Origin of the sequence: Micromonospora sp. NPDC093243 (assembly GCF_044753725.1) — a bacterium.
Classification (GTDB): domain Bacteria; phylum Actinomycetota; class Actinomycetes; order Mycobacteriales; family Micromonosporaceae; genus Micromonospora.
Map to the genome: position 1 here is coordinate 321,890 of NZ_JBIVNT010000005.1, position 12,709 is coordinate 334,598.

Genomic DNA, 12,709 nt, shown 5'->3' on the forward strand with positions numbered 1-12,709 from the left:
GCATCGGGCGGCCGGCGAGGCTAGCCGTCGGTGTCGCCCTCGGCCAGTACGGCGAGGATCTGCTCGCCGTACTTGGCCAGCTTGTTCTCGCCGACGCCGTTGACCCTGGACAGCTCGGCCAGCGTGGTGGGCGCGTCGGTGGCGATCTGGCGCAGCGTGGCGTCGTGGAAGATCACGTACGCCGGGACGCCCTGCTCCTTGGCCGACGCCGCGCGCCAGGCGCGCAGCCGCTCGAAGACCGGGGCGGCGGCCGGCGGCAGCTCGACGGTCGCGGCGGCACCGGCGCGGGACCGGCCGGCGCGGGCGGCTGCCGGGCGCTCCGGCTCCCGCCGCATCATTACGGTGCGCCGGCGGCCCAGCACCTCGGCGCTGGCGTCGGTGAGCGCCAGCGTGCCGTAGTCACCCTCGACGGCGAGCAGGCCTTCGGCGAGCAGTTGCCGCACCACGCCGCGCCACTCGGCCTCGCTCAGGTCACCGCCGATGCCGAAGACGGTGAGCGAGTCGTGGCCGAACTGGGTCACCTTCTCGGTGCTGCGGCCGAGCAGGATGTCGATGCACTGCCCGGCCCCGAAGCGCTGGTTGCGCTCCCGGTCGAGCCGGAAAACCGTGGAGAGCAGCTTCTGCGCGGCGACCGTGCCGTCCCACGACTCCGGCGGGTTCAGGCAGGTGTCGCAGTTGCCGCAGGCGCCGGTCGGGGGTTCGCCGAAGTATTCCAGCAGTTGGGCGCGGCGGCACCGGACCGTCTCACAGAGCGCCAGCATCGCGTCCAGGTGCCGGGCCAGCCCTCGACGGTGGGCCAGGTCGCCCTCGGAGGTCTCGATCATCTTCCGCTGCTGCACCACGTCCTGCAGGCCGTACGCCAGCCAGGCGGTGGACGGCAGGCCGTCCCGCCCGGCGCGGCCGGTCTCCTGGTAGTAGCCCTCGACCGACTTCGGTAGGTCGAGGTGGGCGACGAAGCGGACGTCCGGCTTGTCGATCCCCATCCCGAAGGCGATGGTGGCGACCATGACCAGCCCGTCCTCACGCAGGAAGCGTTGCTGGTGGCGGGCGCGGGTGGCCGCGTCAAGGCCGGCGTGGTAGGGCAGCGCGGCGATGCCGTTGGCATTGAGGAACTCGGCGGTCTTGTCCACCGAGGCGCGGGAGAGGCAGTAGACGATGCCGGCGTCGCCCGGGTGCTCGTCGCGCAGCAGGCTGAGCAGCTGCCGGCGCGGCTCGCGTTTGGGCACGATCCGGTACTGGATGTTGGGCCGGTCGAAGCTGGCCACGAAGTGCCGGGCGCCGGTCAGGTCGAGCCGGGTGGCGATCTCGGTGCGGGTGGTGCTGGTCGCGGTGGCGGTCAGCGCGATCCGGGGCACCTCCGGCCACCGTTCGTGCAGCATCGACAGGGCGAGGTAGTCGGGGCGGAAGTCGTGCCCCCACTGGGACACGCAGTGCGCCTCGTCGATGGCGAAGAGGGCGATCTTTCCCCGGTCGAGCAGCTGGACGGTGGACCGGCCGGCGAGCGCCTCCGGCGCCAGGTAGAGCAGGTCGAGCTCGCCGGCGAGGAAGGCCGCCTCGACCCGGCGACGGGCGTCGAGATCCTGGGTCGAGTTGAGGAAACCGGCCCGCACGCCGACCGCGGTCAGGGCGTCGACCTGGTCCTGCATCAGCGCGATCAGCGGGGAGACCACGACCGCCACCCCGGGGCGGACCAGCGCCGGGATCTGGTAGCAGAGCGACTTGCCGCCCCCGGTCGGCATCAGCACCAGCGCGTCGCCGCCGGACACCACGTGGTCGATCACCTGCTGCTGGAAGCCGCGGAAGGCGTCGTAGCCGAACACCCGGCTCAGCACCTGTAGCGCGTCGGAGGTGCGCAGGTCGGTGGGGGAGGCCATCCGCGAAGTGTACGAGCCGCCCCCGACGCTGCCCGCCTCCCCGCGCCGCGACACCGCCCGTCCGGCGGACGCCGGGGGTGGGGCGGTTGAGGGGCGGTGCGGAATTGACGGGATAGAGTCGCGGTTTGACCGTTCGTGGGCCAGGGGCGGCCGCGGCGTCGTGGTTTTGGGGGTAGTCGGTGAGCGAGGCGCGCACGACCGAGGGGCGGCACGAGACCTCGGCGGAGCCCATCTCGGGGCAGCCGGCGTCGGCGGAGTCGGACACCACCCTCGTGGTGGTCACCGGCCTCTCCGGCGGCGGGCGCAGCACGGTGGCCCGAGCCCTGGAGAACGTCGGCTACTACGTGGTGGACAACCTCCCGCAGGCGCTGATGCTCGACATGGCCGAGCTGGCGGTCAAGGCCGGCGGCGCGGCCCGGCGCACCGCGATGGTGCTGGACGTGCGCTCGCGCGCCTTCTCCACCGACCTGGCCGGGGCGATCCGCGAGCTCAAGGAGCGCGGTTTCTCGCCCCGGGTGGTCTTCGTGGACGCCGACGACGAGGTGCTGATCCGCCGGTTCGAGAGCGTCCGCCGCTCCCACCCGTTGCAGGGCGAAGGCCGGCTCGCCGACGGCATCGCGGTCGAGCGCGGCCTGCTGGAGGAGGCCCGCGACCAGGCCGACGTGATCATCGACACCAGCCACCTCAACGTCAACCAGCTGCGCCGGCGCATCGAGGAGCTGTTCGGCGGCGAGGACGCGCGGCGGCTGCGGGTCACCGTGCTCTCCTTCGGCTTCAAGTACGGGCTGCCGCCGGACGCCGACTTCGTGCTGGACGCCCGATTCCTGCCCAACCCGTACTGGGTGCCGGAGCTGCGCGAGCACACCGGCCGGGAGGAGGCGGTCAGCGCCTACGTGCTCGGCCAGGAGGGCGCGGACGCCTTCGTCGCCTCGTACGCCGACCTGGTCAACGCCACCACGGGCGGGTTCGAGCGGGAGGGCAAGCGCTACCTGACCGTCGCGGTCGGCTGCACCGGTGGCAAGCACCGCAGTGTGGCGATCGCCGAGGAGTTGGCCGCCCGGCTGCGCCACTCCGGGCTCGCCGCCAACGCCCAGCACCGCGACCTGGGGCGGGAATGACGACGAGGGTGGTGGCGTTCGGCGGCGGCCACGGCCTCTCCGCCTCGCTGCGGGCGCTGCGTCGGTGCGCCCCTGGACTCGACCTGGACATCACCGCGGTGGTCACCGTCGGCGACGACGGCGGCTCCAGCGGCCGGCTGCGCGCCGAGCGGGGCGGCCTGCCCCCGGGCGACCTGCGGCAGGCGCTGGTCGCGCTGGCCGGCGACCACCCGGCCACCCGCCGCAGCGCCGGCCTGTTCCAGCACCGCTTCGCCGACGCGCCGCCGGCGCGCACCGCCGGCGCGATCGGCACCGACGGCGTGGCCGGTCTCACCGGCGGCAACGGCGCCGGTGACGGGCTGGCCGGGCACGCGGTGGGCAACCTGGTGCTCTGCGGGCTGATGGAGCTGCTCGGCGACCCGGTGGCCGCGCTGGAGCACGCCGGCGCGATGCTCGGCGCGGTGGGCCGGGTGCTGCCGATGTCCTGCCAGCCGGTGGGGATCGAGGCACGGGTACGCGGCGCCGACCCGGACCGGCCCGACGAGGTACGCACGGTCAGCGGCCAGCACCAGGTGGCGGTGACCACCGGCCGGGTGGAGTCGCTGCGGCTGACCCCGACCGCGCCGGCGGCCTGCCCCCAGGCGGTCGACGCGATCGGCGAGGCCGACTGGCTGATCTTCGGTCCCGGCAGCTGGTACACCAGCGTGCTGCCGCACCTGCTGGTGCCGGAGCTGGCCGACGCGATCGTGTCCAGCCCGGCCCGCCGGCTGGTCACCCTCAACCTGGCCGCGGAGAAGGAGACGCTCGGGCTCTCCGTCGCCGACCACCTGGCCGCGCTGCGCTGGTACCTGCCCGAACTGAAGGTGGATCACGTCCTGGCAGACGCCAAGGCGGTGGGTGACCCCGATCCGGTGGAACGTGCGGCAGAATCGCTGGGTGCCCGGCTGGTCCTCGCCCCCGTCGCCGTCCTCGACGGCACTCCTCGCCATGATCCGGCTGCCCTGGGCGCCGCACTGGTGCCTGTCCTGGGCGCCGATCGTTAGACACGTACGTAATCTCCGGCGACACGCCGGAACCGGTCCGTGAGGGGACGCACAATGGCGATGACGGCTGCGGTCAAGGACGAGCTGAGTCGGGTCGACGTGCCCAAACCCTGCTGCCGGCGGGCGGAGATGGCGGCGTTGCTGCGCTTCGCCGGCGGGCTGCACATCGTCTCCGGCCGGGTGGTCGTGGAGGCGGAGCTCGACACCGGAGCGGTGGCCCGCCGGCTCCGGCGGGAGATCGCCGAGGTCTACGGCTACTCCAGCGAGATCCACGTGCTCGCCTCCGGCGGGCTGCGCAAGGGCAGCCACTTCATCGTCCGGGTGGTCAAGGACGGCGAGGCGCTGGCCCGGCAGACCGGCCTGCTCGACGTGCGGGGTCGGCCGGTGCGCGGGCTGCCGCCGCACGTGGTGGCCGCCAACGTCTGCTGCGCGGTCTCCGCCTGGCGGGGCGCGTTCATGGCGCACGGCTCGCTGACCGAGCCGGGCCGCTCCAGCGCGTTGGAGATCACCTGCCCCGGCCCGGAGTCCGCGCTGGCCCTGGTCGGCGCCGCCCGCCGGATCGGCATCACCGCCAAGAACCGCGAGGTGCGTGGGGTGGACCGGGTGGTGGTCAAGGACGGCGACGCGATCGCCGCGCTGCTCACCCGGATCGGCGCCCACTCCAGCGTGCTGGCCTGGGAGGAGCGCCGGGTCCGCCGCGAGGTGCGGGCGACCGCCAACCGGCTGGCCAACTTCGACGACGCCAACCTGCGCCGTTCGGCGCGGGCCGCGGTGGCCGCCGCCGCCCGGGTCACCCGGGCGCTGGAGATCCTCGCCGACGAGGCGCCCAACCACCTCACCGACGCCGGGCGGCTGCGCCTGGAGCACCGCCAGGCCTCGCTGGAGGAGCTGGGCGCTCTCGCCGACCCGCCGCTGACCAAGGACGCGATCGCCGGGCGGATCCGCCGGTTGCTCGCACTGGCCGACAAGCGGGCCCGGGACCTGGGCATCCCGGATACCGAAGCGGCCGTCACGCCCGACATGCTCGTGGTCTGATAGGACGGTGGCGGTCAGCGGAGACGAGCGAGCCGGAAGGCACGACCTCGTCCCCGCATCGGATGGTGGGGGAGCCTTCGCCCCGGCCGGGCGAGCAGGTCGCCACCCCGCGCAGCGCCCTGCCCCGCGCTCGGATAGGGTCGCAGCGTACGGCAAGGGGGCCGGCACAGGCACGCCTCGCCGTGCTCACCGCCTCGGGCGGTCAGGTCCTTGGAAAGACCGCGGCGGGGTGGCCTTGATGAACTGTCAACGGCCGGCTCCAAACGGCCGGCGCACATCACTCTGCCGGCGCCACGGTCTGCGGCCGGCGGACCAGAACGCGAGGAGATGGGACCTGTGACCATCCGGGTTGGCATCAACGGCTTCGGCCGGATCGGCCGTAACTTCTTCCGGGCAGTGCTGGCGTCCGGCGCTGACATCGAGGTCGTCGCGGTCAACGACCTGACCGACAACGGGACGCTCGCCCACCTTGTCAAGTACGACAGCATCCTGGGCCGCCTCCCGCACGAGGTCAAGGCCACCGCCGACGAGATCACCGTGGGCGGCAAGACCATCAAGGCGTACGCCGAGAAGGACCCGGCGGCGCTGCCGTGGGGCGAGGTCGGCGCGGACGTCGTCATCGAGTCGACCGGCTTCTTCACCGATGGCAGCAAGGCCAAGGCGCACATCGACGGCGGGGCCAAGAAGGTCATCATCTCCGCGCCGGCGAAGAACGAGGACGTCACGGTCGTCATGGGCGTGAACCAGGACCAGTACGACCCGGCCAAGCACACCATCATCTCGAACGCCTCCTGCACCACCAACTGCCTCGCCCCGATGGCGAAGGTCCTGCAGGACACGTTCGGCATCGAGCACGGTCTGATGACCACCATCCACGCCTACACCCAGGACCAGAACCTCCAGGACGCCCCGCACAAGGACCTCCGCCGGGCCCGGGCCGCCGCGCTGAACATCGTGCCGACCTCCACCGGCGCCGCGAAGGCGATCGGCCTGGTGCTGCCGGAGCTCAAGGGCAAGCTGGACGGCTACGCGCTGCGGGTGCCGATCCCGACCGGTTCGGCCACCGACCTGACCGTCAACCTCAACCGTGAGACGACGGTCGACGAGGTCAACGCCGCGATGAAGGCCGCCGCGGACGGCCCGCTCAAGGGCATCCTGGTCTACAACGAGGACCCGATCGTCTCCACCGACATCGTGACCGACCCGGCGTCGTGCATCTTCGACGCCCCGCTGACCAAGGTGGTCGGCAACCAGGTCAAGGTCGTCGGCTGGTACGACAACGAGTGGGGCTACTCGAACCGCCTGGTCGACCTGGTCAAGCTGGTGGGTAGCTCGCTGTGAGCATCCGTACCCTCGACGACCTGCTCGACGAGGGGGTGTCGGGTCGGCGCGTGCTGGTGCGCGCCGACCTGAACGTCCCGCTCGACAAGCAGTCCGGCGCGATCACCGACGACGGGCGGATCCGCGCGGTCCTGCCCACGCTGACCGCCCTCACCGGCGCCGGTGCCAAGGTGGTCGTCTGCTCGCACCTGGGCCGCCCGAAGGGCGCGCCGGACCCGCAGTTCAGCCTGCGGCCGGTCGCCGACCGGCTGGGCGAGCTGCTCGGCGGCTCGGTGCGTTTCGCCACCGACACCGTCGGCGACTCGGCCCGCTCCACCGTGGACGCGCTCGCCGACGGCGAGGTCGCGCTGCTGGAGAACCTGCGCTTCAACGCCGGTGAGACCAGCAAGGACGAGGCCGAGCGGGGCGCGTTCGCCGACCAGCTGGCCGCGTTCGGCGAGGCGTACGTCGACGACGCGTTCGGCGCGGTGCACCGCAAGCACGCCAGCGTCTACGACGTGCCGGCCCGGCTCCCGCACGTCGCGGGCCGGCTGGTGCTGCGGGAGGTGGAGGTCCTCTCCACGCTCACCGGCGACCCGGTGCGGCCGTACGTGGTGGTGCTCGGCGGCTCGAAGGTCTCCGACAAGCTGGCGGTGATCGAGGCCCTGCTGCCGAAGGTCGACCGGCTGCTCATCGGCGGCGGCATGTGCTTCACCTTCCTCAAGGCCCAGGGCCACGAGGTGGGCACGTCGCTGCTGGAGGAGGAGATGGTCGAGACCTGCGGCAACCTCCTCGCCCGCTCCGAGGGCAAGATCATGCTCCCGGTCGACGTGGTGGCCGCCGACGCCTTCGCGCCGGACGCCACCCACGACACGGTGCGCGCCGACGGCATCCCGAGCCACCGGCTCGGGCTGGACATCGGTCCGGAGACGGTGGCCGGCTTCGCCGCGGCGCTCAAGGGCGCGCGGACGATCTTCTGGAACGGCCCGATGGGCGTCTTCGAGATGCCGGCCTTCGCCAACGGCACCCGGGGTGTGGCCGAGGCGATCGCGAAGACCGACGCGTTCACCGTCGTCGGTGGCGGGGACTCCGCCGCCGCCGTCCGCGCGCTCGGGCTGGACGAATCCTCGTTCGGGCACATCTCCACCGGCGGCGGCGCCTCGCTGGAGTACCTCGAGGGCAAGACCCTCCCCGGTATCGCGGCTCTGGAGAAGTGATGGCGAACACCCCCCGCCGGCCCCTGATGGCCGGCAACTGGAAGATGAACCTCAACCACCTCGAGGCCAACCTGCTGGTGCAGAAGCTGGCGGCCAGCCTCACCGAGAAGCAGCTGACCGACGTGGAGACGGTGGTCCTGCCGCCCTTCACCGACCTGCGCACCGTGCAGACCGCGGTGGACGGCGACAAGCTGCTGATCGGCTACGGCGGGCAGGACCTCTCCCCGCACGCCTCGGGTGCCTACACCGGTGACATCTCCGGTCCGCTGCTGGCCAAGCTCGGCTGCACGTACGTCGTGGTCGGCCACTCCGAGCGGCGGGCCTACCACCACGAGGACGACGCGCTGGTCAACGCCAAGGTGAAGGCGGCGCTGACGCACGGGCTGACCCCGATCCTCTGCGTGGGCGAGGGGCTGGACGTGCGGGAGCAGGGCACCCATGTGGCGCACTGCTCCGAGCAGCTCGACGGTGGCCTCGCCGGGCTCAGCGCCGAGCAGGTGCGGCAGGTGGTGATCGCGTACGAGCCGGTCTGGGCGATCGGTACCGGCAAGACCGCGACGCCGGAGGACGCCCAGGAGGTCTGCCGGGCGGTCCGCCAGCGGTTGGCGGAGCGCTTCGACCAGGAGACCGCCGACCAGGTCCGGGTGCTCTACGGCGGCTCGGTCAAGGCGTCGAACGTCGCCTCGATCATGGCCCAGCCGGACGTGGACGGGGGCCTGGTGGGGGGCGCCAGCCTGGACGCCGAGGAATTCGCGCAGATCTGCCGGTTCCCCGAGCACATCGCCCGCTGATCGCTCGCTATCCTTGACTCCGCCCGTCCACCGGCCGGTGCCACCGTGCCCGACCTGTCCGGGCGAGGATCGCTACGAGAGGACTGACCCCAGCCATGCCGATCTGGTTCGCATACACGTTGATCGTGTTGCTGGTCATCACGAGCGTTCTGCTCACCATGCTGATCCTGCTGCACCGAGGTAAGGGCGGCGGGTTGTCGAGCATGTTCGGCGGTGGGGTCAGCTCCAGCCTCGCCGGTTCGTCCGTCGCGGAGAAGAACCTGGACCGCTACACCGTCCTGGTGGGCGTCGTCTGGTTCGCCTGCATCGTCGGGCTCGGCCTCTGGCTCCGCCTCCAGGTCGACGGCGGCGGTGCCTGAGCAGCCGGTTCAAGTCGTACAATCTGCGCGCGGTCCGTCACCCGACGGGCCGCGCGCAGGTCTTTTCGCTGCACCGCGTCGCCCGCCGTCCACCCCCGCGGCGGTCCCCTCCGACGACAGGAGCGAGCAGCCGTGCCGAACGGCAACGTGATCCGGGGCTCCCGGATCGGATCCGCCCCCGAGCGCCCGCCCGAGCGTTACGAACCGGCCCCCCGGCAGGCGGTCACCTACTGGTGCCGCAACGACCACCAGGTGGAGATCCTGATCGCCGCGGAGGCCACCGCGCCCCCACTCTGGGACTGCCCGCGCTGCGGCCTCCCGGCCGGTCAGGACGCGCAGAACCCGCCCGGGCGAGCCCGGGCCGAGCCCTACAAGAGCCACCTGGCGTACGTGAAGGAGCGGCGCACCGACGAGGAGGGCGCCGCCCTCCTCGCCGAGGCCCTGGCCAAGCTGCGCCGCCGCCGCGGGCGCTGAGCGGGCCCGACCGGCCCGCGCCGGTTCTTGCGCCGCGGGCGGCCGGGCCGGGGCTCAGCGCAGGCTGCGCAGCCGGGCCGGCACGTCGGCCGCGGCGGCCCGGTCGAGCAGCCAGAGGGTCCGGCTGACCCCCCGTACGCCGGCCGCGGGCAGCTGCACCGAGCCCGCCCCGGCCAGGGCCATGCCCACCGCCCGGGCCTTGTCCGCGCCGCTGGCCACCAGCCAGACCTCCTCGGCGGTGTTGATCGTCGGCAGGGTGAGCGTGGTGCGCACCGGCGGCGGCTTCGGGCTGCCCCGCACCGCGCTGACCGGCCGGCTCTCGTAGTGCACCGGGTGCTCCGGGAAGACCGAGGCGACGTGCCCGTCCTCCCCGACGCCCAGCATCAGCACGTCGAAGTGGGGCAGCGCCGCGGTGCCCGGCCGGGCCGCCGCGGCCAGCTCGGCGGCGTACCGGGCCGCCGCCTCCTCCGGGTCGAACCCGGCGTCGGCGGCCGGCATCGGGTGTACCCGGGCCGGGTCCAGCGGCAGCGCGTCCAGCAGCGCCGCCCGAGCCTGGGTCTCGTTGCGCTCCGGGTCGCCGGCGGGCAGGAACCGCTCGTCGCCCCACCAGACATCCACCCGGGACCAGTCGATCGCGTCCTGGGCCGGCAGCGCCGCCACCGCCAGGTAGACGGCGGCGGCGATCCGCCCGCCGGTCAGCACCACCGACGCCTGACCCCGATCGGCCTGCGCGTCGAGCAGCTTCACGACCAACCGGGCCGCCACCGCCTGCGCCAGCAGGTGGGGGTCGGCGTGGACGGCGACACTCGCCTCACTCATCTCGTGCCTTTTTCGCTCGTCGCGGACCGCTTGGCGGGCCGGTTGCTGTTCTTCGGTGCGCGGGGGAGCGCGCCGCCACCCTCAGTGCTCGCCGCTGGTGCCGGCGTGCGCGCTGACCCCCGCCTCGGCCCGCCGCGCGGTGGCCGGATCCTTCCAGACGTGCACCCGGGTCGCCGGGCGCTGGTCCAGGCCGGTCAGCCCGGCGGTGGCGCCCAGCGCCTCCGCGTACACCTGGTCGGCGTCCAGCCGGCGCAGCTCCTCGGCCAGCTCGTCGCCGAGCGGCCGGCGGACCAGCGGCAGGGCACGGTCCTCCTGACCGGTACGGCGGAAGATGGCCATGCTGTCGTCCCGGGTCAGCGTGAGCTGGTCGCCGTTGGCGCAGCGCAGCTGCACCTCCCGCATCCGGGGGAACTCGTCGGTCTGCTCCCACCGCGGGGTGATGCCGAGCCGGCTGCTCAGCCAGCCGGACATCAGCGCGGCCGTCGGGTCGGTGCGCGGCGCCACCACGGTGGCCTCGGTGACCCGGGCCTCGGTGGTGTCGAACGCGCCGGCCACCAGGGTGCGCCACGGGGTGATCCGGGTCCAGGCCAGGTCGGTGTCGCCGGGGGCGTAGTCCCGAGCCCGCTGCCGCAGCGCCTCGATCGGGTCGGCGGCCTGCGCCGCGTCGGTGATCCGGCGGTCGGCCACCACGCCGAGGAAGTCGGTGGCGATCTCCGCGGGCGGTTCGCCGTGCCACCAGGTGACCACCGGCACGTCCGGCACCAGCAGCGGCATCACCACCGACTCGGCGTGCAGCGCGAGCCGCCCGTACATCCGGGTGACCACCGCCTCGCACGGCCCGAGCCGGCCGCCCACCACGATCTCGGCGTCCAGCCGGTTGCGTTCCCGGTCGATGTCCGAGCGGACCACCACCACCAGCCGGCACGGGTGGGCGGCGGCGGCGATGGTCGCCGCCGCCTCCGCCTCGCGTACCCGCTTCTCGTCCACGACCACGATCAGGGTCAACGCCATGCCGCTGGCCACCCCGCCCGCGCTGCGCCGCTCGGCGGCCAACGCCTTGACCACCTCGTTGCCGGTGGTGTCCCACAGGCCGATCACGGGAGCCTCCTGGTTGACTCGCTACGCCTGGTCACGCCCGCCGCCAGGCGCGGCCCTCGCGGGCCAGCATCTCGTCGGCGGCCCGGGGGCCCCACTCGCCGGCCCGGTACGGCTCCGGCGTCGTGCCGACCCAGGCATGCTCCAGCGGGTCGACCACCTGCCAGCTCTGCTCGACCTCGGCCGCGTCGGGGAAGAGCGTCCGGTCGCCGATCAGCACGTCCAGCACCAGCCGCTCGTACGCCTCCGGGCTGGACTCGGTGAAAGCCTCGCCGTACTGGAAGTCCATCGCGATGTCGCGGACCTCCATGGTGGTGCCGGGCACCTTCGAGCCGAACTTGAGCACCACGCCCTCATCCGGCTGAACCCGGATGACCAGCTGGTTGTTGCCGAGCGACTCCATGTCGGCCGCGTCGAACGGCAGGTGCGGCGCCTTCTTGAACATGATGGCCACCTCGGTGACCCGCCGCGGCAGCCGCTTGCCGGCCCGGATGTAGAACGGCACCTCGGCCCAGCGCCGGTTCTGGATGCCGAGCCGGACGGCCACGTACGTCTCGGTGGTGGAGTTCGGCGGTACGCCCTCCTCGTCGAGGTAGCCGACCGCGCGTTCGCCCCCCACCCAGCCGGGCAGGTACTGGCCCCGGACGGTGCCCTGCGCGACGTCCTGCGGCAGGGTGATCGCCTTGAGCACCTTCAGCTTCTCGGTCCGGATCTCGTCGGCGTCGAAGCTGGTCGGCTCCTCCATCGCGACCAGCGCGAGCAACTGGAGGAGGTGGTTCTGGAGCACGTCGCGGGCGGTGCCGACGGTGTCGTAGAAGCCCGCGCGGGTGCCGATGCCGACGTCCTCGGCCATGGTGATCTGCACCGAGTCGACGTACTTGGAGTTCCAGAGTGGCTCGAACAGGTTGTTGGCGAACCGCAGGGCCAGGATGTTCTGGACCGTCTCCTTGCCCAGGTAGTGGTCGATCCGGAAGACGTCCTGGCGGGTGAAGACGTCGTCGACCAGGTCGTTGAGCGCCTTCGCCGAGGGCAGGTCGTTGCCGAACGGCTTCTCCACCACCACTCGGCGCCAGCCGCCGGACTTGGCGTTGTCCGCCATGCCGGTGCGGGCGAGCTGCTTGAGCACCACCGGGAAGGCCGCCGGGGGGATGGAGAAGTAGAAGGCGGCGTTGCCGGCGATGCCGTGCGTGTCGCGCAGCTCGTCGAGGGTGTCGGCCAGGTGGTCGAAGGCCGCGTCGTCGTCGAACGACCCGCCGACGAACTTGATGTTGCCGGCCAGCCGCGCCCAGACCTCCTCCCGCCACGGCGTACGGGCGTGTTTACGGGCGGCCTCGCAGGCGAGCGTCTCGAAGTCGCCGTCGCCCCAGTCCCGCCGGGCGAAGCCGAGCACCACGAAACCCGGTGGCAGCAGCCCCCGGTTGGCCAGGTCGTAGACCGCCGGCAGCAGCTTCTTCCGGGCCAGGTCGCCGGTGACCCCGAAGATCACCAGCGCGCACGGCTCGGGAATCCGCGGCAGCCGGCGGTCCTGCGGGTCCCGCAGCGGGTTCACGCTGCCTCTCCGCTCCGCTTGTTCCACGTCGTCCAT

Annotated in this window: 12 protein-coding genes; 8 read left to right on the forward strand and 4 right to left on the reverse strand. The window is 72.9% G+C overall.

Annotated features, from left to right (window positions below):
- Nucleotides 1-20: 20 nt before the first annotated feature.
- A complete protein-coding gene (recQ, locus tag ACIP9D_RS19055) occupies nt 21-1,874 on the reverse strand; it encodes a DNA helicase RecQ (RefSeq protein WP_350872669.1) in 1,854 nt (617 codons plus the stop codon).
- Between the two features lie 230 nt (nt 1,875-2,104).
- Here recQ and rapZ point away from each other — a divergent pair, with 230 nt between their 5' ends.
- From rapZ to ACIP9D_RS19095, 8 genes are all read left to right on the forward strand, one after another.
- Complete coding sequence (gene rapZ / locus ACIP9D_RS19060) at nt 2,105-2,992, forward strand: RNase adapter RapZ (RefSeq protein WP_350872953.1); 888 nt, start codon at nt 2,105-2,107, stop codon at nt 2,990-2,992.
- Nucleotides 2,989-4,014: a 2-phospho-L-lactate transferase CofD family protein gene (locus tag ACIP9D_RS19065; RefSeq protein WP_350872671.1), complete on the forward strand. Its 1,026-nt coding sequence runs from the start codon at nt 2,989-2,991 to the stop codon at nt 4,012-4,014. Before rapZ ends, ACIP9D_RS19065 begins: the two co-directional genes overlap by 4 nt.
- Before the next feature lie 54 nt (nt 4,015-4,068).
- Nucleotides 4,069-5,049 (forward strand): DNA-binding protein WhiA, encoded by a 981-nt coding sequence (whiA, locus tag ACIP9D_RS19070; RefSeq protein WP_350872673.1) that lies wholly within the window; start codon nt 4,069-4,071, stop codon nt 5,047-5,049.
- A gap of 336 nt (nt 5,050-5,385) precedes the next feature.
- Nucleotides 5,386-6,390: a type I glyceraldehyde-3-phosphate dehydrogenase gene (gene gap, locus ACIP9D_RS19075; protein WP_350872674.1), complete on the forward strand. Its 1,005-nt coding sequence runs from the start codon at nt 5,386-5,388 to the stop codon at nt 6,388-6,390.
- Nucleotides 6,387-7,586, forward strand: a complete 1,200-nt coding sequence (locus ACIP9D_RS19080; RefSeq protein WP_350872675.1) for a phosphoglycerate kinase — start codon at nt 6,387-6,389, stop codon at nt 7,584-7,586. The genes gap and ACIP9D_RS19080 overlap by 4 nt, the downstream gene beginning before the upstream one ends.
- Nucleotides 7,586-8,377, forward strand: coding sequence for a triose-phosphate isomerase (gene tpiA, locus ACIP9D_RS19085; protein WP_350872677.1), 792 nt, complete (start codon nt 7,586-7,588; stop codon nt 8,375-8,377). Before ACIP9D_RS19080 ends, tpiA begins: the two co-directional genes overlap by 1 nt.
- Nucleotides 8,378-8,472: 95 nt before the next feature.
- Nucleotides 8,473-8,736 (forward strand): preprotein translocase subunit SecG, encoded by a 264-nt coding sequence (gene secG, locus ACIP9D_RS19090; protein WP_350872679.1) that lies wholly within the window; start codon nt 8,473-8,475, stop codon nt 8,734-8,736.
- A 132-nt stretch (nt 8,737-8,868) separates the two neighbouring features.
- Entirely contained in the window at nt 8,869-9,210 is a 342-nt protein-coding gene (locus ACIP9D_RS19095) for an RNA polymerase-binding protein RbpA (RefSeq protein WP_350872681.1), read from the forward strand.
- Between the two features lie 54 nt (nt 9,211-9,264).
- Here the strand turns inward: ACIP9D_RS19095 and pgl are convergent, their stop codons facing one another.
- The 3 genes from pgl to zwf all read right to left on the reverse strand — a co-directional run bounded on the left by pgl (nt 9,265) and on the right by zwf (nt 12,709).
- Nucleotides 9,265-10,029, reverse strand: coding sequence for a 6-phosphogluconolactonase (gene pgl, locus ACIP9D_RS19100; RefSeq protein ID WP_350872683.1), 765 nt, complete (start codon nt 10,027-10,029; stop codon nt 9,265-9,267).
- Between the two features lie 81 nt (nt 10,030-10,110).
- Nucleotides 10,111-11,127, reverse strand: coding sequence for a glucose-6-phosphate dehydrogenase assembly protein OpcA (locus ACIP9D_RS19105; protein ID WP_350872685.1), 1,017 nt, complete (start codon nt 11,125-11,127; stop codon nt 10,111-10,113).
- Nucleotides 11,128-11,158: 31 nt separating this feature from the next.
- Complete coding sequence (gene zwf / locus ACIP9D_RS19110) at nt 11,159-12,709, reverse strand: glucose-6-phosphate dehydrogenase (protein WP_350872954.1); 1,551 nt, start codon at nt 12,707-12,709, stop codon at nt 11,159-11,161.

Coding starts and splice junctions, on each gene's coding strand:
- tpiA (WP_350872677.1), top strand. CDS start 7,586: ATGGCGAACACCCCCCGCCGGCCCCTGATGGCCGGCAACTGGAAGATG.
- zwf (WP_350872954.1), bottom strand. CDS start 12,709: ATGGACGACGTGGAACAAGCGGAGCGGAGAGGCAGCGTGAACCCGCTG.
- secG (WP_350872679.1), top strand. CDS start 8,473: ATGCCGATCTGGTTCGCATACACGTTGATCGTGTTGCTGGTCATCACG.
- ACIP9D_RS19065 (WP_350872671.1), top strand. CDS start 2,989: ATGACGACGAGGGTGGTGGCGTTCGGCGGCGGCCACGGCCTCTCCGCC.
- whiA (WP_350872673.1), top strand. CDS start 4,069: ATGGCGATGACGGCTGCGGTCAAGGACGAGCTGAGTCGGGTCGACGTG.
- pgl (WP_350872683.1), bottom strand. CDS start 10,029: ATGAGTGAGGCGAGTGTCGCCGTCCACGCCGACCCCCACCTGCTGGCG.
- recQ (WP_350872669.1), bottom strand. CDS start 1,874: ATGGCCTCCCCCACCGACCTGCGCACCTCCGACGCGCTACAGGTGCTG.